Genomic DNA, 22,697 nt, shown 5'->3' with positions numbered 1-22,697 from the left:
CAGTAAGATCCAAAGACGATAGTTTGCTGCAATTCATCCACCTTGCAAAGGAAGAAGGTTATAGGAGTATTTCTACTGCCTAACTTCTTGCGCAGGGTGGATTATTTTGTTTGATTCCTGTTCTATGTGTGGATGTCTTGTTTATAGGTTTCTTGTCCCATTAATCGCAGTCGCGAGAGAACAACCACAGGCGGGTTATTGTTGAACCGGGTCGAAAAATATCATAAAACAGCATTTTGCAGGTCGGATTAATGGTAAACTAGGAAATGGACATTGCGTTGATAGTATCACTTATACATATAGAGGTGAGAGCATGATGGCACAGTATTGGTCAGAAGAGCAAATTGGCCGCATTCGTGCCCGATCGCTTGAGATGGAGCGTGCGGGAGCTGTAGATCCGGAATGGCTGCAGCAGATGGTCCATAAAAAAATGTTTAAATTGTTTGTGCCAGTTGAGCTCGGCGGAACGATGACAGCCTTGCCAGAGGCCTTGAAAGTATTTGAAGAAACGGCCTGGGTTGATGGGGGCTTAGGATGGACGGTGACGATTGGGGCAGGCGGAGGCTTCTTCGTTCCATTTATAGAGCCTGCCATCTGCAGCCATCAATTCCTGCCGGATGATGCCGTAATCGCAGGAAGCGGACAACCAACCGGGCGAGCCGTTCCTGCAGCAGGCGGATATCGTGTGAGCGGTTCATGGAAGTACTGCAGCGGGGCGCATCATGCCACCATGTTTACAGCCAATGTATGGATAGAGAGCACAAATCCGACGGATGAGCCGTCTATTCGTGCGTGCATCTTTCAGCCAGAACAAGTAAAGATTGTGGAGGATTGGGACGCATTTGGCATGAAGGCTACGGGCAGTCATACGATTGTCGTTGAAGAGGTGTTTGTGCCAGAGGAGCGAACATTTAGTCTTGCACATACTTACTCCGATTATGATCATCCCTTGTATCACTATCCGTTTGCGCTCTTTGCGGAAGTGTCCTTTGCAGCTCTTTGTCTAGGTGTAGGACGCCACTTCTTAGATGAAGCCCATCTTATGGTTGCAGATAAATTGGAGAGCTTCCCACCGCCTTCGCCAGAGAGAGCTGCTGGAATGAGCAAGGTGCTTGAGCGAGCAGAAGCTCAATTCGAAGAAATTCAAGGCTGCTTCTACGAGCAGGTGAATCTGTCCTGGCAGGAGCTAATGGATAGAGGCGAGCTTGATTCTGCGAGAGCAGATGAGGTGAGCCGCAAAGCGAAGCTGACGGCAAAGGCAATAAGAGAAATGGCGGATGGCGTATTTCCATACATGGGCTTGCTGGCTATTATGGAGAGTCATCGCATGAACCAGATTTGGCGGGATTTGCAGACAGCTTGTCAGCACTCTTCTTTGCTGATCTTTGAAGGAATTGTATAGCATTGGGCGAACAAGCCGCTAGAATGATGGAAGGCAAGCATGAGAAGTACACTGTAGTCATCACGCCTCGCGTTGTTTGGAGAGGCGGGAAATGTGTACAATAGTGAACATGAGCAAGTATTATACAAGTTAATACCTTGACTTCATTTGAAAGAGAAAGGCTGGGATATACGTGAGTTATGCGAATTACTTTAAGGAACATCGCGAGCAGCATCTGAATGAATTGAAGGAATGGCTATCCATTCCGAGCATTTCTGCATTGTCTGCGCACAAGGAAGATGTCGTGAGAGCAGCAGAATGGCTTGCAAATCGGATGCGTCAAGCAGGTCTTGAGCATGTTGAAGTACATCAAACAGACGGACATCCGATCGTAACGGGTGACTATCTGCATGCACCAGGCAAACCGACCATCCTCATTTATGGACATTATGATGTTCAGCCGGTTGACCCGCTGAATCTATGGACAACACCACCATTCGAGCCGGAGGTGCGTGACAATAAGCTGTTTGCCCGCGGTGCAACGGACGACAAGGGCCAGCTGTACTTGCACGTTCTGGCCGTAGAGGCGCTGCTGCAGCAGGAGAAGGAACTGCCTGTCAATATCAAGTTCTGCGTAGAGGGAGAAGAAGAGGTTGCGAGCGCAAGCCTGCCACCTTTCCTTGAGTCTCACCGCGATAAGCTTGCTTGTGATGCTATTGTCATCTCGGACACCTCGCTTCTAGAGCCAGGCAAGCCTGCTATCAGTACCGGTCTGCGCGGTTTATGCTCGCTTGAAGTGACGGTTCATACGGCCAACACGGATCTTCATTCAGGTACATACGGAGGCGGCGTGCCGAATGCGCTGCATGCGATCGTGGAATTGCTGGCTTCGCTTCATGACAAGGAAGGACGCGTTACGGTGGACGGCTTCTACGACGGCGTGCCTGAGCTGTCGGATATGATGCGTGAAGAGTTCAAAAAGCAGGGCTTCAGCGATGATAAGCTGCGTGAGGAGCTGCAGCTGAGCGCTTTATACGGCGAGAAGGGGTACTCCTTTGTCGAGCGTGTAGGAGCTCGTCCAACACTGGAGCTGAATGGGGTATATGGCGGCTTCCAGGGCGAAGGCACCAAGACGGTGATTCCCAAAGAAGCAACAGCCAAAATTACATGCCGGCTCGTAGGCGAGCAAGATCCACAAGCCGTGCTGGATCATATCATTAAGCACTTGAAGGAGCATGTTCAACCTGGAGCAAAGCTTACCATTACCGAAGGGGAAAAAGCGCGCGCCTTCAATATGGATCCTTCCAATCACATGCTTCAGGTGGCTGCGGATGCGTATGAAGCAGTATATGGCACACGTGCCTTGTTCACAAAGGATGGAGGCTCGATTCCGATTGTCGAGACGTTCTCCCGTGTGCTGGAATCACCGGTTGTCATGATGGGCTTTGGTCTGCCTAATGAGAATTTGCACGCGCCAAATGAGCACTTCAACCTAGAGAACTTTGATAAAGGTCTGCTTACACTGGTTGAATTTCTTAAGCGTGTGTAGCTTCCATACTCAGAGGAGAACACTTCTCCAGCATCATTTCGCCCTCACGTCTGTTTATTGCGAACACTCAACTTAGATGGCTTAGCGCATACGGCCGAGGGTTTTATAAGAATACAGGCATATTGAGCAGCATGGTTCTACTTCTTGATAAGAACAGCCGCTTTAATATGCCTGTTCTTTGTATAAGGGAGCAGTCCCCTTGATCCCTCTTGTTTGAGGGATGAATTATACTGGCTGCCTATCCTAGCTGGTTCTTTATTTGTTATAGTAGATGTACGAGTGCGATGAACGATGGGGGCGTGTCATGTGGTAAGTATAAAGGACATTGCAAAGAAGGCTGGAGTCTCCATATCAACGGTGTCTTATGCCTTGAATGGAAGCCCGAAGGTAAACGCAGACACTAGCCGTCGGATTCTTCAAATTGCCGATGAACTGAACTATGTGCCCAATGCAGCTGCACGAACGCTGAAAAAAAGGCATACGATGATTGTTGGAGCCTTCATCACAAGCTTTGAAGGGGCTTTCTATGGCGAACTGCTTCAAGGCATGAAGGATATGCTGAATAAACAGGGCTATGATCTAATTATTTGCAGCGGTACGCAGTCCCATCGACTTCTGCCTGAAGGGATGCTGGATGGCGCGATTATTTTGGATGCAACGTTCGATAGCGATGAGCTGCTAAAATATGCGAACCGCGGACATAAGCTGGTTGTGCTTGATCGTGAATTGAAGCATGAGAATATTTCACAGGTCCTTCTAGACAATAAGGCTGGCGCAACCTTGGCGATGGAATACCTCATTGAATCCGGTCATCGCAAGATCTACGCCGTCACGGGTCCAACGGAGTCATTTGATGCGGAGCAGCGGCTGCAGGCGGTCAGGCTGACGGTGGAGCGGAATCATCCGCTTGAGTACATCGAGATTCAAGGGGATTTTACAAAGAGCAGCGGAGAAGAGGCGGCTAGACGAATTAAAGATGAGTACAGTGGTCCTGCGGCTGTGTTCTGCCTGAATGATGAAATGGCGGTTGGGCTGTATCATGAGCTGAAGAAGTCGCCTTACCGTATTGGCGAGGACATCTTCGTAGTAGGCTTTGATAATATTGAGACAGCTTCGTACTTGCAGCCTCAGCTTGCAACGATCGATTATTCCAAGCGCCGCTTTGGTGCGGTGGCCGCGGAGCAGCTGCTCCATCTGATTGCAGGCGGGCCGAGTGTGCATGAGCGCATCTATGTCAATCTCATTAAGACCCCTTCGGTATTTTAGGTTTATCTCTAGCAGCATGCTGACATGCTGCTGCTGCTCTGCTGTGCCGATGAGCTATCTGCTAGCCTGTTGACATGATCAAAATGCTGTTTAATCTTATAAGTCAATACCCTATTAAGTCACAATAGGCTGAATGCTTGGGCAAAGTGCCCTGACCAAGCATTCAGCCTATTTCGCATGCTATCAACAGGTGAGTGGGAGGGATGCCAAAGCCAACATTTCTAACGAAGCAGGCAAATTGTACGCTTGTATGTGGTCCAATCGTCGTGCCGATACACGGTGTGGACTAATATATTGTAATACCTTGGCGAAGGAGGTGGACCGTATTCTGTTCACGCGAGCAAGCTGGGACAGAACCGTAGGGTATGAAACCAATTATTGCTTGTTTCTCTCATATGTGCAATCTCTCGTATATTACGGGGGCAGAGAAACTGATGCTGTTCTTGCTTCGTGAACTGTCGCATGCGTATACCTGCGTCTTGGTTGTGCCAGAGCATGGGATGCTCTCCAGGCAGGCCGAGGCTTATGGGATCCGCTGTCGTATCCAGACTTGTCCGCTGTTCTTTGAGATGGTTCACCCGAATGCCATGCTGTACGAACAGATTGAAATGGCGAAGCACCTCCCTGAATGGCATGGAATCGTTCGGGTGCTTCAGGAAATTCAACCTGATTATGTGTTTATCAATACGAGCGTTCATGTCCTGCCAGCGATAGCAGCCTATGAACAGCAGATTCCAGTCCTATGGCAAATTACAGAGCTCATTCATCACAACACTCATACCGAGATGGCGGTGCGGCTCATTCAGCAGCATGCGGCCCTTGTCATCGGCATTTCCGATACGGTTCTACAGCCTTTTCACCAGCATCCTGCTTCTGCTCGGACGCTCTATTACAAGCTTCCTCCTTCCTGGCATATGGAGACGCTGGAGCCTGCCACATGGCCGTATGCGCGCGAGTCATTGCGCATGCAGCTGGGCATACCGGGTTCTGCTTGCCTTATTGGTTATATTTCCTCCGCGATCTACGCACATAAAGGCTTAGAGCATTTTATCCAAATGGGGCTCTCCTTGCTAACAGAGACGCCTTCCCTTCATTTTCTCATCGTAGGAGAGCCGCATGACCCTGATTATCTGAAGCGCTGCTTGAAGCTGACCGAATATATGGGGCACTCGGATCGCTTCCATGTGCTGGAGTTCGAACCTCGGGTCCAGCAAGTGTATCCAGCGATGGATATTGTCGTCATCCCTTCGCTTCAACCTGAAGGCTTTGGCATGACTGCGCTTGAAGGGATGCTGTTCGGCAAGGCTGTCGTCAGCTATCGCGCCGGCGGCCTTCAAGAGATTCATGAGATGACGGGCAATGCTCACTATACAGCGGAATGCGGCAATATGCGCGAGCTTATGCATATTGTCGAGCAGCTGGCCGCTTATCCAGAAGAAAGACAGCATCTAGGCCAGCACAATGCCCGCGCTGCACTTGAGGCATATGGGGCAGCTGCCTTTCGCAGAAGGCTTGAACCGATGTTTGTGGAGCTCGTCATGGAGCGGGAGGACTGGTTCCCCGCCATACAGGGCAGCTCGAACCTTGTATATATTCGAGTCGGCAGGGCTTATCGTCCTATGCGCCATCCGCATGAGCTCAATGAACAAGGCATTACAGCGCCAAGGCGAATAGCAGAGCGAGTGCTGCAAGCCCTGCCCAAGCTTCCTGCTCCTGATGATAACGATACGAATAGGGATAAACCTGCGAAGCGAAGATCTTCGACAACACGCCGCTTGCGAAGACGAAAGAGAGGGAGCGGGCGCAAGCCCTACTCTCGAACAAGATCTCAATATCGCCAGAGAAGGTCTTCATCAAGCAGGATCAAGCGCGGCTTGAAGCGCCCTATCGCGAAGAGGCGAACCATCCGGCTTCGCCGCAAGCGAAGCATAAAGCGATGATTCAAAAGGAGGTGGCTCACGAATGAAAATCATGACGGTCGTTGGCACGCGCCCAGAAATTATCCGGCTGAGTCTGATCATCAAGCTGCTTGATCAATGGGCAGATCAGCATATTCTTGTGCATACCGGGCAGAACTTCGCTCCAACGCTAAGTGACATCTTTTTTGAGGAGCTTGAGCTTCGCAAGCCTGATTACATGCTGCAATTGAAGGAGCGCACATTAGGTGGACAGCTCGGCATGATGTTTTGCAGCATAGAGCAGATCTGTCTAACAGAGAAGCCGGATAAGGTTCTGCTGCTTGGCGATACGAACAGCGCCCTATGCGCTCTGCTGATCGAGCGGATGGGCATTCCTGTTGTTCATATGGAAGCAGGCAACCGCTGCTATGACTTAAGCGTGCCTGAGGAGAAGAATCGGCGAGTCATTGATGCGATTGCGTCCATTAACATGCCGTATACGATCAACAGCAAGCGCAATCTAGAGCGGGAAGGGATACCCAGTCACAAAATCATATTAACAGGCAACCCCATCTATGAAGTCATGAACCATTACAAGTCCAAGATTGATCACAGCACCATATTGGAGCTGCTGAAGCTTGAACCACAGTCCTACTTCATTGTAACGACTCATCGGGCGGAGAACGTGGATGACCCTAATCGTCTAGCGCACATTCTAGCGGGATTCCATGGCATAGCGGAACGGCTTCAGAAACGACTGATCTTAAGCGTTCATCCTAGAACGAAAGACAAGATCAAAGAGCTCTCCTTCAAGCTTCACCCTTTAGTGGAATGCTATGAGCCTTTTGGATTTTTCGACTTTGTTCAATTGGAGAAGCACGCCTACGGGGCGATTACAGACAGTGGGACCGTACAAGAGGAGTGCTGCATCCTGCGCGTGCCGACCGTAACGATACGACATTCTACAGAGCGGCCGGAGACTGTAGATTGCGGCAGTAATGTGATTGCAGGATTGAATCCATCACAGATCGTATCCGCAGCGGTTGTCATGACCGAAGGGAAGAGAGAGTGGTCCTGCCCAGAAGGGTACGAGGCAGCGCATGTATCAAGTATTGTGGCCAAATTTTTGCTTGGAGGGAAAACGGATGTTTAATAACAAGCGCATTCTCGTAACCGGCGGTACGGGATCTTGGGGGCACGAATTGGTACGACAGCTGCTTCCGCAAGAGCCGCTTGAGATCATTGTGTTCTCTCGCAATGAATCGAGCCAAGTCGCGATGAGCCGGGAGTTCGAGGACGCGCGGCTAACCTTTCATATCGGAGATATACGAGATAAGGAGGCCTTGTCTCATGCGTGCAGAGGTGTTGATTATGTCTTCCATCTGGCAGCGCTCAAGCATGTTCCTGTATGCGAGGAGCAGCCTTATGAGGCGCTAAAGACCAATGTGATCGGCACGCAAAATGTCATTGAGACCGCGATGGACAACAAGGTTGACAAGGTGATCTATATTTCCACCGACAAAGCCGCAAATCCATCGAATTTCTATGGCATGACAAAGGCTATCGGCGAGAAGCTGATTGTGTACGCTAATCTCCTGCGCAGCTCCACAAGCTTCGTCTGTGTCCGCGGCGGCAATGTGCTTGGAACCAACGGCAGTGTCGTCCACCTGTTCAAGGATCAGATCAAGCAAAAGCGCAAGGTGGGCATTACGAGCAAGGAGATGACCCGCTTCTTCCTCACCTTGCAAGATGCCATTAAGCTGTTGTTCAAGGCGACGGAAGTCAGCGTGGGCGGCGAGATCTTCGTGATAACGATGCCGACCTGCCGGATTGTCGATCTGGCGGAAGTGCTGATTGAGGCATCAGGGGAGCCTTCCGTAGAGATTGTGGAAAAGGGCATTCGGCCAGGAGAGAAAATTCATGAGATTCTTATGAGTGATTATGAGAGTCTGACGACGATCGTTTATGATGAGCAGTACCTTGTCATTTTGCCTACGCTAGAGATTCCTGGCTTGAAGGACGTGTATCGGCATTATCCAAAGGTAACCTTCCCAAGCTTCAGCTCCGAACACCAATTGATGACAAAAGAGGAGATTCGGCTCCTGCTGGCGGAGGGAGGCTTCTTATAATGAAGCTGCTCATCTTGGGTGGAAGCGGCATGGCGGGCCACACGCTGGTCCGCTACTTTCGCCGCTATACCGAGCATGCGGTATTCTATACACGCCGGGATGCTGATGATGACCATGCGCTGCTGCTTGATGGGCGAGATACGGAGCAGCTTGACCGTATCGTTCATGTGATTCGTCCTCAGGTGATCATCAATGCCATGGGAATTCTGAACGACGCTGCAGAAGAGCATCCGATCACAGCCTTTCAGGTGAACAGCCTGCTCCCTCATCGCTTGAAGGTGCTGGCTGACTCTATAGGAGCGAAGGTTATTCATATCAGTACAGACTGTGTGTTTTTAGGCGATAAAGGTAGCTATGCTGAAGCGGATCATCCTGATGGGCAATCGATGTATGCGATAACCAAATCACTGGGAGAGATTCGTAATCATCCCGTTCATTTGACGATCCGCACGTCCATTATTGGGCCGCAGATTCGACCGCAGGGCATTGGGCTGTTTGCATGGCTGATGCGGCAAACGGGCTCTGTATCAGGCTATAAGCAGGTATGGTGGAATGGTGTCACGACACTGGAGCTGTCAAAAGCGATTCATTACTACATGGATCGGCCTGTAGCTGGATTGATCCATTTGACCGCCCCGTGTCCGATCACCAAATGCGATCTGCTGGTGCAGCTTGCCATCGCATTCCGTCGAGAAGATCTCGTTATTGTTCCTCAGGATTATCCGATCTTGGATCGGACGCTTATCAATACAAGAGCGGATGCGGATTACACTGTGCCTGAGTACTCTCGCATGTTGAGGGCTTTGGCGGAATGGGTGGTACGTCTATGACCAACTTAGCGGGGGCCACTCTGCTTATTACGGGTGCCTCGGGTTTTACAGGCCGCCATGCCTGCACTCATTTTTCGCAAAAGGGAATGCATGTGGTTGCGCTGACAAGAGACAAGGCGGCATGGGAAGCTCAAGGAATTGAAGGGACGGCTCTTTATTGCGATTTATCAAACGAGCAGGGCATCCGGGACGCGGTAGCCCGTGTCCAGCCAGACTATGTTCTTCATCTGGCCGGTCAGAATGCGGTTCGTTCTTCATGGCAGGAGCCGCTTCACACGGTGCAGGTAAATATGCTGGGCACGCTTTATCTGTTGGATGCGCTTCGCGCGTGCAGATCGTCACGGATCATCGTGGTCACCTCCAAGCTTAAGAGCAGCTTGTTCGAATTGTTCACACCAACGCATCCTTATGGCTTCAGCAAAGGGCTGCAGGAGCTTGCAGCTTATGCGTGGGGATCGCTGTTTGATCTAGACGTTGTTCTTGCGGAGCCATCCAATCTGATTGGTCCAGGACCGTCAACTGGCATATGCTCGCTTCTCGCTCAGCATGCAGTCGAGCAGGAGCGGGGCTGCAATAAAGGGGCCTTTACTCTCCATCATGGCCATTCGACCCGTGACTATGTAGACGTACGAGATGCAGTGTCAGCTTATGAGCAGCTGTTTGTGGCAGGAGAGCGCGGGGTGTCCTATGAGATTGAAAGCGGGGTGCAGCGCACGCTCGTAGAGGTGGTTAAGGTGTTGAATGCCTGTGCTGCAGTGGATATCGAGGTAAAATGGCAGCAGGATCCTGCCGTTGGGGATGGCGATGCACAAATAGCGCTGGATAAAGCTTCTGAGCGCATATCCTCTACGGAAGCCTCCAAAATGTTGGAGGAGGAACAAGCGGCACAGCAGTCAAGCAGCAAGCCTCCCGTCAGATCTGCTGCCGTGCTTGGGTGGCGGCGGTCCTTCTCGTTTGAGCAGTCTATCCAAGATATAATGGCTTATCATCAGGAGCGAGTGAGGTGAGCGCATGAAGCCCTTAGTAACGATTGTCATTCCCTTCTATAATGATCCCTATGTTCCTGAAGCAATTGAAAGTGCCCTGGGGCAGACCTACAGCCCCATTGAAGTTATCGTTGTGGATGATGGCTCCAGCCAGCACGCCGACCGGATTCAGCCTTATCGCTCGCGCATTCATTATCTGGGCAAGTCGAATGGAGGGACGGCTTCTGCCTTGAATCATGGGTTGCGCTGTGCTTCTGGCAAATACATCGCTTGGCTTAGCTCTGACGACAAATTCTATCCGACCAAGGTAAGCGAGCAAGTGGCGTATATGGAGCAGTATCAGGCGATGATCAGCTTTACAGATTTTGATTATATGAATACATTCAGTCAGGTGACAAAAGCGAATGCCGCACAGCGGTATTTGAATGTATTTGAGTTCTACAATGCTTTCTTTACCTATAACCCTATTAACGGTTGTACAGTGATGTTTAGACAAGATTTGATCAAGCGGATCGGCATGTTCAATGAACAGCTCCCGTATACACATGATCTTGATTTATGGTTTCGAACCATATTGGCAGGAACGGATATTCACTTCATTCCTTTATCTTTGACCGCGTATCGATGGCATGAGGGCATGGGAACCCTGCGCCATCAGCCGGCAGTCGAGCATGAGATGCGCTCGGTTATCCAACATTACCATGATCGCTTGGCTCAGTTCATTCAACAGCTGATCCATCGTTAAAATAAGCCTCAATCCACGTAGTAGGTGGGTTGAGGCTTTCTGCTTATTCGTGTCAAGCTGTGCTGCCGAGGATTGCATCCTGTTTGCTTTAATCTGCGCTTGGGATCTGCGATACAATTGGGGCCAGCACTTCATCGTCAGGAAGCGTATACACAGGAGGCAGGTAGCGAATCAGCTCATTCCATATCTTTGACTCCACATGCACATCAGCTTCGCTTGGCGGTGTCGTAAACAGGTTGCTGTACAATCTGCCTGGTATTTGCACTTCAATCAGCTCCTTCTTAAGCCTTGCTCCTAGTGGAGGAATAGCTGCAGACTACACCTTCTTGCCAGTCAGTGCGTAATATTGACGGAATATATCCTTGTGATAGCGCTGGATCGACCAATGCTCGGCTGCTTGCCGCTTCGCTTCCTGCTGGAGCTTCTGTCGAAGCGCTGTATTCTCCAACAATTCATTCAGCTGCTGGCACCAGCCATCTGGCGTGTGTACAGGAACGATCCAGCCGGTTGCACCGTGCTCGACCATTTCCGGAAGTCCCGTGGCAGGAGACACGACAACGGCATTGCCTGCGATCTGCGCTTCGATCACGGATAAAGGCTGATTATCCTGCAGACTTGGCTGAACATATATATCTGTCAGCGCGAGCAAGCGGGGAATATCTTGGCGTGGACCTAGAAAGGTTACGTACTGCTGAAGTCCGAGCTCGGCCGTTAAGGCGGTGTATCGCTCTCGTTCAGCGCCTTCGCCAATCATCCAGCACACCCAGTCCTGCCGAATGGCTTGCAGGGCTTTGAGCGCATGCAGCAGAATTTCAATGCCTTTGAGGTAGACCATTCTTCCAGCAAAGGCGATCACCTTTTTGCCATAAGGACGCAAATATTCATTGGGAATTCGCATTTTTGCCTTGAATGGCTCGATAGGAATTCCATAAGGAGACACGCTAATGCGTTTTTCGGGGATCCCGTGTTCTTGAACAAAGATTTGCTTGAGCCAGCGGGAGGAGGTTGTAATATGAGTCGCCGACATCAAGCCAGCCGTTTCCATGCGTTCATAGTAGCTCTTCAGCAGATTCAATTGAATATTGGGCAGTCCATTCGACTCAATCAGCAGTCTGATCTCACCCTTTAACGAGCCGTGGGGATTGACGAGCAGGGGAACATGCGGAGGTTTGACTCTGGCTGCAGCCCGTCCGGCTATGGCATCCTGAACATGGATCAAGTCGTAGTCAGCAAGCCTTAATCTCGCAAGCACTAGCTCCATCATATAACGGTCCAGCTCTGTATTGTAAATAATAGGCGAGCGAGCAAGCATGGTTCCGTTAAGATGAGATTCTAGAAGAGGGCGGTAGTCTGACTTCATATAGCGCTTCTTGCGGTTGAACACATGATAGTAAGCCTCAGCATTGCCGAAGAGATCAACCTCATGACCTCTGTCCGCCAGAGCATGGGCCAGCCGCTGCATAAGCGGCCATACGCCTCCTAGATGAGGGATCTCCCAGTATGTGGCGAGCAGAATCTTCATGCTCTCCCTCCTTATTAAGCCGCTTATTGATTTTAGTATATGGATAAGAGAGAGGATCGGTACAGGGCAATCCATAGTCATATCAAAAGTCAGGCAGCAAATAGGCGCTGGCCCTCGCCTAATCCTAGATGCTTGCATATGTTAACAACGAATTGTAGGGGGAGTTCTAGAGATGGAGGGATCAACATGGGCGTCTATTATTCAGATATGTTTGACAACCCTGTTACGGACGGTGAACCGCTGATAAAGGCAGCAGAGCTTCAGCTTACCAACTTGTATGATCACGGAGCGAATGTGCTCATTCGATTGATCTGTGATGGAAGTGTGGCTGCCGAGCATCTGTATAAATTGAACCCGAAGGGCCAATCCCAATCCGTCGTTCGTATTCCTGAGCTGAGGCTTGCCTCGGGGCCTTTTTGCTTTCAAGTGTTCACGACGATTACAGGGCATCATCCCGTTGAGGTGCTGGTGCACCTGAAGGATCAACAGCGCACTACACTGAAGACGCTTCGAACGGATGCTTTTAAGGAAGTGGATGTTATCACGTAGAAGCCGTGCATAGGAAGGATGAACGACATGAGGGTAATCGTGACAGGCGGAGGAGGCTTCATTGGCTCTCATCTTGTGGAATTGCTGATCGAAGAGGGGCATGATGTGCATGTCATTGACAACTGGTCCACGGGCAATAAGGAATGGGTGCATCCAAGTGCCGCCGTGTACGAGATGGATATAACCGATCACAAAGTTATCCCCCTAGCCGCCTCCATCAAGCCTGAGGTGATTGTTCATCTTGCTGCTCAAGCAGATGTGTCGCGTTCAATTGCCAATCCTGTGCATGATCTGCAGGTCAATACAATTGGGACGCTTCATATGCTGGAAGCCTGTGTACAGGCGAACATCCCTTCGCTGCTGCTTGCTTCCTCGTCCGCCGTGTATGGAATGCCGCCAGCGCTTGATGGCGCATCGCCATGGAACATTACAGAAGAGACGCCTGTTAAGCCGACCTCCTGCTATGGATTGTCGAAGCTGATGGCAGAACGATATGCCGAGCTGTATGCCGAGCTGCACGGCGTTGAAGTTCTTATTCTTCGATTTGCCAATGTATATGGCCCAAGGCAGCTTCCGAAGGGAGAAGGCGGCGTAATCGCTTTGTATTTGAAGCAGGTTCAAGAGGGTCAATCCATTCGCATTCATGGGGACGGTCGGCAAACCCGTGACTTCATCTATGTGAAGGATATATGCGATGCGTGCCTATTGTGTTTGAAGAAGGGGATAACGGGAACATATCAGGTATGTACAGGGGAAGCCCTGTCTATTGAAGGGCTCGCGCATCAGATCGAGCGGATGCTGGGTCAGGATATAAAGCGAGAATATGCTCCGGCCCGAACTGGCGATATCCGACACAGCCAATTGTCGCCGTTGAAGCTTGAGGAGGCTTCGGGGTGGCGTGCAGGAACCCCTTTTAACGAAGGACTAAGAAGAACATTTGAAGCCTGGGAAAAGGGGGAGCCTTGAAGACAAAGAGGCAGAGTCATTGTCCTCGGGCGAGCGCGGGCAATGAGCAGCCGAGGACGACAGCGGGAACCTTCGAGCATTCTGAACATACAGAGCTATCGCCCTCATGGCAGCCTGGGCAGCTAACATCTCATGGATAATGCTACAAGACATGTAGTTCGTGAAGCATGCGCTTGAATGCTCTTCCATACTGCTGCGCAGAGAAGTTCTTCTTGATATGCTCCACACCTTGTGATCGAATCGACGCGCGAAGATCATGCTCGCTCATCAGCTCAAGCCCCTCATGAACAGCTGCTTGAATATTGCCTTGGGGATAGAATTTTCCAGTGACATTATGGGAAATAAACACTCTTACCCCCTCGGAATCCGTGCTGAGCACGGGACATCGGCAGGACATCGCTTCTGCCACCGCATATCCGAAGCCTTCCATAATAGAGGTGGAGAGCAAGAAGCCGCCAGAGTCTCCAACAGCAGAGAGCAGGGCGCTCATATCGGCGTGCGGCACGTTGCTCCTTAGCACCATGCATGAAGCAAGCCCGAGATGCTGGATCATGTCATAAAAATGAATTTGATCCTCCTTGATGTAGATTTGATCATCATGGAACATCCACAGCTCGATTGGCGGTTTGATGCGGCGAATATAATAGGCGATCTCCAAACAGTGCTTCCAGTTCTTATTTGGCTCAAGCCTGCCGATCCATGCTAGTATCGGGACGGGAGGGAGTGGACCCCGCTTGTAATGAAAATGCGCGATATCAACGACATTGTGGAATACATACTGAGGCAGGGACGGGCAATATTGACGAAATAAGGCGATCAAGTGAGGCGTTGAGGGGAGATGGACAGCTTGAGCGTGCTGCTTCAGCATAGCCGCAGCTTCTTGCACATAGAGCTCTGCCGCCTCCTTCGTGCCGAGACCTTGGGCCTCATAGATAATAGGGCCTTGATAGCCTAATCGGCGCAGGCGATCAAGCATCGTATAATCAGAAGAAACAACGATTGCCGCATAATGATGGCTTCGCAGCAGCACTTTGATGTCTTCATCATAATTGGTGATGTACGTAGGAATGTTCGAAATGTTCTGCACCCCGGCTCCTTGCTGGGTATACAGCAGATGCCCCTGAATTCCTACTCGTCTTAGTGCCATGCATCGCTGGCGATTCAAAGTTTCCATGCCGCCGCTTGGTACATAGAAGGTAAATAGTATATTCATCTTTATTCTCCTTCGTGATGAGGGGTTATAAAGGGTTCAGCCTTATATTGTTAATACCATATGATGTGAAGGGGATGTCGGTGTGGGTCGCTGCTTGTCCCAGCTGCCTTGGGAGACATGGGGATATGAGGACTTGTGCAGTCTTTAAGTTGAGGGATATGCCATCGCATACGATAAAATTGTATAGTTCATCTTTAAAATTGTTGGTAGCCAGAAGAGGGGATCGTCCGGTATGTTCATCACGTAGCGACCATTACTTCGGCAAAGGAGATGGATGATGTTGAGAAAAAAGAATGCGGAAAAGCGGCTTCGGCGTGGTGTATGCCTGCTAGCGCTCGCGGTATTCATGGTTCAGCCGCCAACCTTGGTGTATGCGCAAGACAGCCCAACAGCAGGTGAAGAAAGGCTGGCCGCAGCAAGCGAGAGCAGCAGGACTATTGTGCAGCATGACTTGGATGTGATTTATGAGGACCTATCTGGCTACCCTTCTGTATCTGCAACCTACAACGGCGGCGTAGCTGCCATTGGAGACCAAGCCTTCGTGCTTGCGACGAACCCCGATACGACCCCGATTCTAGCTGCAGCTCATTATGGAGCTGGACGAGTCATCCTTGCTGGAGATGATTCCTACTTCAAGTTCGCTTCGGACATTACAGATGATAGAAGCACGGTAGCACGCAACATCCTCTTATGGCTTACGGAAGATGCTGAGCCGCTGACGTATAGAGAAGCACTCGCTGGACAAGGAACCCTTCCCATCCTGACGGCTACGACCAAGAGCTTCCCGATTGCTTCCAACTACCCCATCGAAGTCATACAACGAGATTCCTTCCTGTCATTACCCTTAGATCCTGTAGAGCATCCTGTTGCCTATGTGGATGCAACGATGAAAGACAATGAGATTGATGCGTTAGCCGCTTATGTTGAGCAAGGCGGAAGCGTGGTGGTTGCGATGAAGGGCTGGGTGATGGAGCAGTATCCGCATGTCTTTCTTGGCAGTGCCTATCAAGGACGCACAGCGAAGCTGAGCGAGGATTATCCGCTGCAGCGATTGCTGAATCGCATGGGACTTGGAATAATGAACAATATTGCCACGACGAAGACCGCTACCTTACCGAAGCTGTCCGTATCCGCTGCCCAAGCTTATCACGCAGCAATGCTCGTCGATCAAGCGAAGCAAGTAGAGGCGGGACAATTTGACCCCAATGAACTTGAGATCGGCCCAGCAGGCGCGGATGCAAAAAAGAAGCTGCAGGTGCTGGCTGCTGTCACGGGCGGCACATTCGGCAGTCTAACAGATGAGAGCGCCATGTATGCTCAGATTAAGCAGGATGCAGAAGAGCTCGGCCAGCATCTTAGCTTTCCGCTTGATCGTTCGTTATCTCCTTATTCCAGTGCGCTGTTAGCTTACAACTTAAGCCTCGTCGGCAATCAGCTTGATGCTCCCAAATCGCCTTATGCGGACAACTTCCCAGGCGCTGTTCCCTCGGATGCGCCAAGAGTGGAGCAGAAGCGCATTCCAGTTGATTTTGATTATTCCACCTTTGATTATTTGCGTCAGGGAACAGTGCCCAAGCATTGGATCAGCACGGGATTGTATGCTCCTGCTGGTGAATGGATCACCGTTCATGTGCCTGAAGGCACGACAGGACTTGATGTGCAGATCGGCGCCCATACGGATAATCTGACGAGTCAGAATGTCTGGAAGCGCCTTCCGATTGTTACCCAGCGCAAGACGCTTTCTCCTGGCGACCATCAGATTCGCAGCCCCTATGGCGGGCTTCTCTATCTTATTCCTACGAAGCCGCAGCCAGGGATAGTAAAGGAGATTACGATCGAAGGCGGCGTTCAGGCCCCTTATTATGTGCTTGGTGAGACCACTGACGAAGCATGGACGAGTATTCGTGAATATCAAGCGCCATGGGCGGAGCTTCAAAGCAGACGTGTTATTCTCACGCTCCCTTCTGAATATGTAAGGACGCTTGATGATCCTCAAGCGCTGCTTGAGAAGTGGGATCAAATAGTGGATTATACGGATGAAGCAGCAGGCTTGTCCCCGGATTCGTCTCTGCCGCACCGAAGCGTTGATCTTCCATTCCGCTATGTGGCCGATCGGCAGATCAGCGCGGGCTTCATGCATGCAGGATATCCGATCATGTTCCAGATCGATCCATCTGCGGCACATGCCGTGGATATTGAGCGCGTCACGCGCAATGGATGGGGCTTCTGGCATGAGACCGGTCATGAATATCAGCAGGGCGCGTGGAATTGGGATGTGACCGGCGAGGTTACCGTTAATATCTACTCGCTCTATGTACAGCAGAAGTTCGGCAATCCGAGCAATCTCCTTACTCGCAATGCGCAGGGCAAGGATTTTTACGATCGTGCCTTTGAGCATATGGCGACAAGTGATCCGAATACGACTGTCTATGGCAAATCAGGCCAAGATTTGTTTGTGAATCTGGTTATGTTCAGACAGCTCTCCTTGGCCTATGGCTGGGACTATTATGCTGATCTGCACCGTGCTTATCGGGAGCTTCCTGCCAGTCAGCTGCCAGCGAACAATCAGGCTGAAATTGACACCTTCGTTGTTATGGCGTCAAAGACAGCAGGAGAGGACTTGACGGAGTTTTTTGACAAATGGTTCTTAAAATATACGCCAAGCACTGTGAAAGCTCAGATTGAAGCCTTGAATCTGCCCAAGCCTTCTCAGGACATCTGGACGCTTCGCGAAACGGAAGGAATAGAAGCGCCAACCTTAGAGCTCAGCAGCGGAACCGAGCAGGATTGGCATTCATCAGAAGTGACGGTGACAGTCACGAATCCAACGCCTATCGATGAGGGGAGCGGGCTGCGCAACCAATATAAGCTTGGCGCAGATGGCGCATGGACAGCTTATACGACGCCGATTGTGATTGCTGATGAAGGCGAGACTACCGTCTATGCACGTGTACGACAGCTGTCGGGTGTTACAAGCGATGAGGTAAGCACTACGGTTAAGCTGGATCTAACAGCACCATCAATTGAGGCTTCTGTGGCTGAGGCTGTATATGGCGATACCCCAATTGAAGTTCCCATTCAAGTGTTGGATGTCTTAAGCGGGGTGAAGACCATCACCGTGCTGCTTGATGGACAACCGCTTGAAGCCCCCTATGTGATTGATCCGGCAGTCCTGGCTCAAGGAACGCATGAACTCGTCGTCACAGCCATTGATCAGGCAGGAAATACTGCTGATAAGTCCGTTTCGTTTCAAGTGATCAAGGCGGCGGCTGTGCAGGATCTGTACGAGATCGTAGAACGTGCAAGCGATGCAGGCTTGATCTCGAACCATGGCATTGCTCAGGCGCTTAGGAGCCATATTGCGAAGCTGGAGAGACAGGATTTAACGAATCCTAAGTCTTATGAGCCGCTCGTAAAGTTTATCCAAGCGCAGACCGGCAAGCATATGGATGAGAACACGGCTCAGGAATTGCTGTCTGTCATTGAAAGGCTGCAGCAGCAGTAAGCAGAAGCAGCCGTTGTGATCTTGGAATCGGCAGCATTGCAGTGATCCTGAAGCATATCGAACAGAACAAGAGCTGCTGCTCGCAATTGCTTTATCCTTGCCCGCCTGCGGTATAATTGGGATGAACAAGATGCCCTTTCTAGAGCCATTCTTCGCATATGAAGGATGGCTCTTCTTCATCATGCCCGACTACATAAGGGGAAAAGACCACTAATCTGCAAAAAAATCAGCTGATCATAAAAAAAGTCAGTCCCCTTTCTTAAATAAATATGGTCGATCTAACAAGCTGAGCGTGTTCAGTCTAAGAAAGAATCAGGTATGGTAGAGGAAACACACGTGGAAGGCGGTTCCTGTTGTCTTGCGAACCTTATACGATTTGGCTGCTCTTTTGGCTGATCTTATTAATAAGGCTGGATAGGGAATTTGTTTCAACGTGGGGTATCCGTGAAGATAGCGAACATGTTATATCGGTTTTGAAATCTTTTAAGCTTATGTTAAGGGGGACATGTGAATTGAAGTCATTATATTCATTAAAGCGTGCAAGCATCCTAATCCTGGCAGTCATTTTATCCATCTCTTTGACCGCGTGCAGCGACTCCGGAACAAAGGGCCAAGCTGGGAGCGGAGACGATGCAGCGAACGAGCCTGAGAAGCTGACCCATCTATCCTATTGGGTACAGATGGTGAGTCAAGTGTCCGCAACGTTAAAGAGCTATAACGAGATTGAAGCTTATAAGGAGCTGGAGCAGGTTACAGGGGTGAAGGTCGACTTCCAGCATCCTCCGGAAGGCCAGCAGGCCAAGGAGCAGTTTAACCTTATGCTGACCTCGGATAAGCTGCCTGACGTGATTGAATATTCATGGATCGGCTATCCAGGAGGTCCAGAGAAGGCGATTAAAGATGGGAAAATTATTCGGCTGAACGAGCTGATCGATGAGCATGCGCCGAACTTGAAGAAGGTGCTTGAGGAGCATCCGGAGTGGAAGAAGGAAATCATGACCGATGAGGGCAGCATCTATGCCTTCCCGTTTATTCGCTCTCATGACCGTTTGAAAGTATTTCTAGGGCCTACGATCCGTCAGGATTGGCTCGATAAGCTTAATCTGGAGATGCCTACAACGATTGAAGAATGGTACACCGTGCTCAAAGCCTTCAAAGCAAACGATATGAACGGCAATGGAGAAGCCGATGAGATACCGCTCTATCTTACAAAAGGCGATGTTGACACCTCTACAGCGTTCCTAGGCGCCTTTGGCATCAATGCGGGATTCTATCAGGATGGGGGCGTGGTCAAGTATGGACCAACCGATCCAACATTCAAGGAATTCCTCGCGCTGATGAACAAGTGGTATCAAGCGGGACTGTTGGACCGTGACTTTGCCACCACGGATGCGAAGCTGCTTGAGGCAAAGATTACTGGGGGACAGATCGGTTCTGCTGTGCTGTATACCGGCAGCGGCATTGGGAAGTACAACACGCTGATGAAGGAAAAGGATCCGAATTTTCATCTGGTAGCAGCTCCATATCCGGTGATGAATAAAGGAGACAAGCAGATCTGGGGGTATAAAGACTTTGCTTATACCGGCATTGGTGCTGCCATTACGACAAGCAATAAGAATCCAATCGAGACGGTAAAATGGCTTGATTATGCATACTCGGAAGCCGGAACCCTTCTCTTTAACTTTGGAAAAGAAGGGGCGAGCTACACCATGGAGGACGGCAAGCCGGTCTTTAAGCCTGAGGTGCTGAACAATCCTTCCGGACTGCCGGTTATCCAGTCGATGTCCCAGCATAATCGTGCAACCTTCAGCGGTCCTTTTATGCTCGACATACGATTTGATGAACAGTACACCACGTCGGAAGATCAGCTTGCCTCTAAGGAGATCTGGGCTGAACCGACCCTTGATCTGAAGCTGCCGCGTACGACGCCTAACAGTCAGGAGAGCAGCCGCTACGCTTCGATCATGAATGATATCAACACCTTCAAGGATGAGATGTACTTGAAGTTCATTATGGGTCAGGAGCCGCTTGATAACTTCGATAAGTATGTCAAGACGATGGAGAGCATGGGGCTTCAAGAAGCCATTGAGATTCAGCAGCACGCACTGGAGCGCTACAACAAGCGTTAATGCTTATTTGCGAAGCGGGAGATTCACTCTCTCGCTTCTTCCATACAACAAGGAAAGTGGGGAAACGCATGGCAGCATCACCACGTGCACCACATGCGCCGCAGCCGGATTCTCCTGCGAAGCAGCGCAAGCTGGAGCGACGGTCCTTAATCAAGAAGGACCTTAAGCGCAATAAGTTTATCTATTTGCTCGCCCTTCCAATTATCGCTTATTACGGTATTTTTCACTATGGTCCGATGTATGGCCTGCTTATGGCGTTTAAGGATTTCAGCATTGCGGATGGCATATGGGGCAGCAGATGGATCGGCTTCGATCATTTCGAGAATTTCTTCAACAGCTATTATTTTGGACGCCTCATACGCAATACGATTCTCATTAATATTTACGAGCTATTGTTTGCATTCCCAGCCCCCATCCTATTGGCGCTGCTGCTTAATGAGATTCGCGGTCGAATCTTCAAGCGTACCGTACAGACGATCTCCTATCTGCCGCACTTTATCTCGATTGTGGTCGTAGTCGGCATGATGTTTGATTTTCTCGCACGCGACGGGCTAATCAACCAATTGCTCGGTTTCTTCGGCATCGACAGCATTCCGTTTATGTCTGAGCCTGGCTGGTTTCGAACTTTGTTCGTCGGCTCTGGCATATGGCAGGGACTTGGATGGGGTTCGATTATCTATCTTGCCGCTATTGCAACCATTGACCCTACCTTGTATGAGGCAGCGAAGATGGACGGAGCAGGCCGCTTCAAGCAGGTGCTGCACATTACGATTCCAGGCATTATGCCGACCATTGTCATTATGTTCATTCTGAATATGGGCTCAATGATGAGCGTGGGAAGTGAGAAAGTACTGCTGATGTATAGTCCGCTGACCTATGAGACGGCGGATGTCATCTCTACCTTTGTGTATCGCAGAGGGGTGCTTGATTCGGATTATGGCTTTACGACAGCGGTAGGCTTGTTCAACTCGATAGTCAGCTTTATTCTCCTTGTTGCCTCCAACACGATCAGCAAGCGAGTCAGCGAGCACAAATTATGGTAGAGAGGAGGCGCCCAGATGAAGACCACAATTGGTGAGAAATGTTTTGTCGCAGTAAATACGCTGTTCATGCTGCTGTTATGCTTCGTGACGCTTTATCCGTTCATCTATGTCTTCTTCGCTTCGCTAAGCAATCCGGCAGCGCTTGCCTCCCATCGCGGCTTGCTTCTGCTTCCGCTTGATCTGAATATGAACGCTTATAAGGCGGTATTCGATAACCCGATGATCACCACGGGGTACCGCAATACGATCTTCTATGTTGTCTGTGGGACGGCGATCAATCTGCTGTTGACCGCGCTTGGAGCATATGTGCTGTCTCGACGGAATCTGTATTTTAAAAATATGCTCATGCTGCTGATCGTCATCACAATGTTCTTTGGCGGCGGACTGATCCCAACTTATCTACTCATTAATAAGCTCGGCATGCTGAACAGTGTATGGGCGCTGTTGATACCTGGGGCCATCAGCACCTTCAATATGATTATCATGAGGACAGGATTCCAAGCCGTTCCGATCAGCCTCGAAGAATCGGCGCGAATGGATGGCGCCAATGATCTCGTCATTCTCTTTCGGATCATTATTCCGCTGTCCATGCCCGTCATTGCTGTCATGATTCTGTGGTATGCGGTAGGGCATTGGAATTCTTATTTCAGCGCATTGATCTATCTGAGAGATCGGGAGCTGTTCCCGCTGCAGCTCGTGCTTCGCGAGATTCTGATTACGAATTCCACAGACAGCATGATGACCGATGCGGGGGCGCAAGATCGGATTGCGATCGCAGAGACGATTAAGTATGCCACGATTATCGTGTCTACGCTGCCGATTCTGCTTCTATACCCATTCCTGCAAAAGTACTTTGTCAAAGGAGTGCTAATTGGGGCAATAAAAGAATAGTTTGGGCAAGCGCGATATGAGCAGTGAAGCCGCAATAAATAGCGGATAATAGCCGCAGTATAGCTGAGACGAATGCCAGAGCAAAGCCTGAAATA

18 protein-coding genes are annotated in these 22,697 nt (G+C 50.2%); 15 read left to right on the top strand and 3 right to left on the bottom strand.

Annotated elements, in window-relative coordinates; genetic code table 11:
- The first annotated feature begins 313 nt into the window (after positions 1 to 313).
- The 9 genes from B9Y93_RS20375 to B9Y93_RS20335 all read left to right on the top strand — a co-directional run bounded on the left by B9Y93_RS20375 (position 314) and on the right by B9Y93_RS20335 (position 10,784).
- Positions 314 to 1,402: an acyl-CoA dehydrogenase family protein gene (locus B9Y93_RS20375; protein WP_085497663.1), complete on the top strand. Its 1,089-nt coding sequence runs from the start codon at positions 314 to 316 to the stop codon at positions 1,400 to 1,402.
- 172 nt (positions 1,403 to 1,574) lie between these two features.
- A complete protein-coding gene (locus B9Y93_RS20370) occupies positions 1,575 to 2,930 on the top strand; it encodes a dipeptidase (RefSeq protein WP_097676318.1) in 1,356 nt (451 codons plus the stop codon).
- Positions 2,931 to 3,236: 306 nt separating this feature from the next.
- Positions 3,237 to 4,196 (top strand): LacI family DNA-binding transcriptional regulator, encoded by a 960-nt coding sequence (locus tag B9Y93_RS20365; RefSeq protein WP_085497659.1) that lies wholly within the window; start codon positions 3,237 to 3,239, stop codon positions 4,194 to 4,196.
- Positions 4,197 to 4,561: 365 nt separating this feature from the next.
- Positions 4,562 to 6,136, top strand: a complete 1,575-nt coding sequence (locus tag B9Y93_RS20360; RefSeq protein WP_085497657.1) for a glycosyltransferase family 4 protein — start codon at positions 4,562 to 4,564, stop codon at positions 6,134 to 6,136.
- 22 nt (positions 6,137 to 6,158) lie between these two features.
- On the top strand, positions 6,159 to 7,247 hold the full coding sequence (gene wecB / locus B9Y93_RS20355) for a non-hydrolyzing UDP-N-acetylglucosamine 2-epimerase (protein ID WP_085497655.1): 1,089 nt from the start codon (positions 6,159 to 6,161) through the stop codon (positions 7,245 to 7,247).
- Positions 7,240 to 8,223, top strand: a complete 984-nt coding sequence (locus B9Y93_RS20350) for a polysaccharide biosynthesis protein (protein WP_085497653.1) — start codon at positions 7,240 to 7,242, stop codon at positions 8,221 to 8,223. Before wecB ends, B9Y93_RS20350 begins: the two co-directional genes overlap by 8 nt.
- Positions 8,223 to 9,053, top strand: coding sequence for a dTDP-4-dehydrorhamnose reductase family protein (locus B9Y93_RS20345; protein WP_085497652.1), 831 nt, complete (start codon positions 8,223 to 8,225; stop codon positions 9,051 to 9,053). The genes B9Y93_RS20350 and B9Y93_RS20345 overlap by 1 nt, the downstream gene beginning before the upstream one ends.
- Positions 9,050 to 10,060 (top strand): NAD-dependent epimerase/dehydratase family protein, encoded by a 1,011-nt coding sequence (locus B9Y93_RS20340; RefSeq protein WP_176228995.1) that lies wholly within the window; start codon positions 9,050 to 9,052, stop codon positions 10,058 to 10,060. The genes B9Y93_RS20345 and B9Y93_RS20340 overlap by 4 nt, the downstream gene beginning before the upstream one ends.
- Positions 10,061 to 10,064: 4 nt before the next feature.
- Entirely contained in the window at positions 10,065 to 10,784 is a 720-nt protein-coding gene (locus B9Y93_RS20335) for a glycosyltransferase (RefSeq protein WP_085497648.1), read from the top strand.
- 88 nt (positions 10,785 to 10,872) lie between these two features.
- On the opposite strand, the gene B9Y93_RS24705 is transcribed toward B9Y93_RS20335, so the two are convergent.
- Positions 10,873 to 11,049, bottom strand: coding sequence for a hypothetical protein (locus B9Y93_RS24705; protein WP_176228994.1), 177 nt, complete (start codon positions 11,047 to 11,049; stop codon positions 10,873 to 10,875).
- Positions 11,050 to 11,100: 51 nt separating this feature from the next.
- Complete coding sequence (locus B9Y93_RS20330) at positions 11,101 to 12,306, bottom strand: glycosyltransferase family 4 protein (protein ID WP_170936560.1); 1,206 nt, start codon at positions 12,304 to 12,306, stop codon at positions 11,101 to 11,103.
- A 186-nt stretch (positions 12,307 to 12,492) separates the two neighbouring features.
- On the opposite strand from B9Y93_RS20330, the gene B9Y93_RS20325 reads away from it, so the two are divergent.
- The gene (locus B9Y93_RS20325) at positions 12,493 to 12,855 is read left to right on the top strand and encodes a hypothetical protein (protein ID WP_085497645.1); all 363 of its coding nucleotides are present in this window, start codon (positions 12,493 to 12,495) and stop codon (positions 12,853 to 12,855) included.
- A gap of 27 nt (positions 12,856 to 12,882) precedes the next feature.
- A complete protein-coding gene (locus tag B9Y93_RS20320; protein WP_085497644.1) occupies positions 12,883 to 13,821 on the top strand; it encodes an NAD-dependent epimerase/dehydratase family protein in 939 nt (312 codons plus the stop codon).
- Between the two features lie 142 nt (positions 13,822 to 13,963).
- Here B9Y93_RS20320 and B9Y93_RS20315 read toward each other — a convergent pair whose 3' ends face one another.
- Positions 13,964 to 15,034 (bottom strand): glycosyltransferase family 4 protein, encoded by a 1,071-nt coding sequence (locus B9Y93_RS20315; protein WP_085497642.1) that lies wholly within the window; start codon positions 15,032 to 15,034, stop codon positions 13,964 to 13,966.
- A gap of 277 nt (positions 15,035 to 15,311) precedes the next feature.
- Here B9Y93_RS20315 and B9Y93_RS20310 point away from each other — a divergent pair, with 277 nt between their 5' ends.
- From B9Y93_RS20310 to B9Y93_RS20295, 4 genes are all read left to right on the top strand, one after another.
- Positions 15,312 to 18,539, top strand: a complete 3,228-nt coding sequence (locus B9Y93_RS20310) for a M60 family metallopeptidase (RefSeq protein WP_244903512.1) — start codon at positions 15,312 to 15,314, stop codon at positions 18,537 to 18,539.
- A gap of 512 nt (positions 18,540 to 19,051) precedes the next feature.
- On the top strand, positions 19,052 to 20,668 hold the full coding sequence (locus B9Y93_RS20305; RefSeq protein ID WP_425320364.1) for a type 2 periplasmic-binding domain-containing protein: 1,617 nt from the start codon (positions 19,052 to 19,054) through the stop codon (positions 20,666 to 20,668).
- Positions 20,669 to 20,736: 68 nt separating this feature from the next.
- On the top strand, positions 20,737 to 21,711 hold the full coding sequence (locus B9Y93_RS20300; protein WP_085497638.1) for an ABC transporter permease: 975 nt from the start codon (positions 20,737 to 20,739) through the stop codon (positions 21,709 to 21,711).
- Between the two features lie 15 nt (positions 21,712 to 21,726).
- Positions 21,727 to 22,602 carry a carbohydrate ABC transporter permease gene (locus B9Y93_RS20295; RefSeq protein ID WP_085497636.1) on the top strand — a complete coding sequence of 292 codons (876 nt, stop codon included), beginning with the start codon at positions 21,727 to 21,729 and terminating at the stop codon, positions 22,600 to 22,602.
- Positions 22,603 to 22,697 lie beyond the last annotated feature (95 nt).

This window comes from Paenibacillus aquistagni, from assembly GCF_900177815.1.
In the GTDB taxonomy this organism is placed as follows: domain Bacteria; phylum Bacillota; class Bacilli; order Paenibacillales; family Paenibacillaceae; genus Paenibacillus_B; species Paenibacillus_B aquistagni.
This window is presented reverse-complemented; position numbering and strand designations above follow the sequence as displayed.

Coding starts and splice junctions, on each gene's coding strand:
- B9Y93_RS20375 (WP_085497663.1), top strand. CDS start 314: ATGATGGCACAGTATTGGTCAGAAGAGCAAATTGGCCGCATTCGTGCC.
- B9Y93_RS20360 (WP_085497657.1), top strand. CDS start 4,562: ATGAAACCAATTATTGCTTGTTTCTCTCATATGTGCAATCTCTCGTAT.
- wecB (WP_085497655.1), top strand. CDS start 6,159: ATGAAAATCATGACGGTCGTTGGCACGCGCCCAGAAATTATCCGGCTG.
- B9Y93_RS20350 (WP_085497653.1), top strand. CDS start 7,240: ATGTTTAATAACAAGCGCATTCTCGTAACCGGCGGTACGGGATCTTGG.
- B9Y93_RS20345 (WP_085497652.1), top strand. CDS start 8,223: ATGAAGCTGCTCATCTTGGGTGGAAGCGGCATGGCGGGCCACACGCTG.
- B9Y93_RS20340 (WP_176228995.1), top strand. CDS start 9,050: ATGACCAACTTAGCGGGGGCCACTCTGCTTATTACGGGTGCCTCGGGT.
- B9Y93_RS20335 (WP_085497648.1), top strand. CDS start 10,065: ATGAAGCCCTTAGTAACGATTGTCATTCCCTTCTATAATGATCCCTAT.
- B9Y93_RS20330 (WP_170936560.1), bottom strand. CDS start 12,306: ATGAAGATTCTGCTCGCCACATACTGGGAGATCCCTCATCTAGGAGGC.
- B9Y93_RS20325 (WP_085497645.1), top strand. CDS start 12,493: ATGGGCGTCTATTATTCAGATATGTTTGACAACCCTGTTACGGACGGT.
- B9Y93_RS20320 (WP_085497644.1), top strand. CDS start 12,883: ATGAGGGTAATCGTGACAGGCGGAGGAGGCTTCATTGGCTCTCATCTT.
- B9Y93_RS20315 (WP_085497642.1), bottom strand. CDS start 15,034: ATGAATATACTATTTACCTTCTATGTACCAAGCGGCGGCATGGAAACT.
- B9Y93_RS20310 (WP_244903512.1), top strand. CDS start 15,312: ATGTTGAGAAAAAAGAATGCGGAAAAGCGGCTTCGGCGTGGTGTATGC.
- B9Y93_RS20300 (WP_085497638.1), top strand. CDS start 20,737: ATGGCAGCATCACCACGTGCACCACATGCGCCGCAGCCGGATTCTCCT.
- B9Y93_RS20295 (WP_085497636.1), top strand. CDS start 21,727: ATGAAGACCACAATTGGTGAGAAATGTTTTGTCGCAGTAAATACGCTG.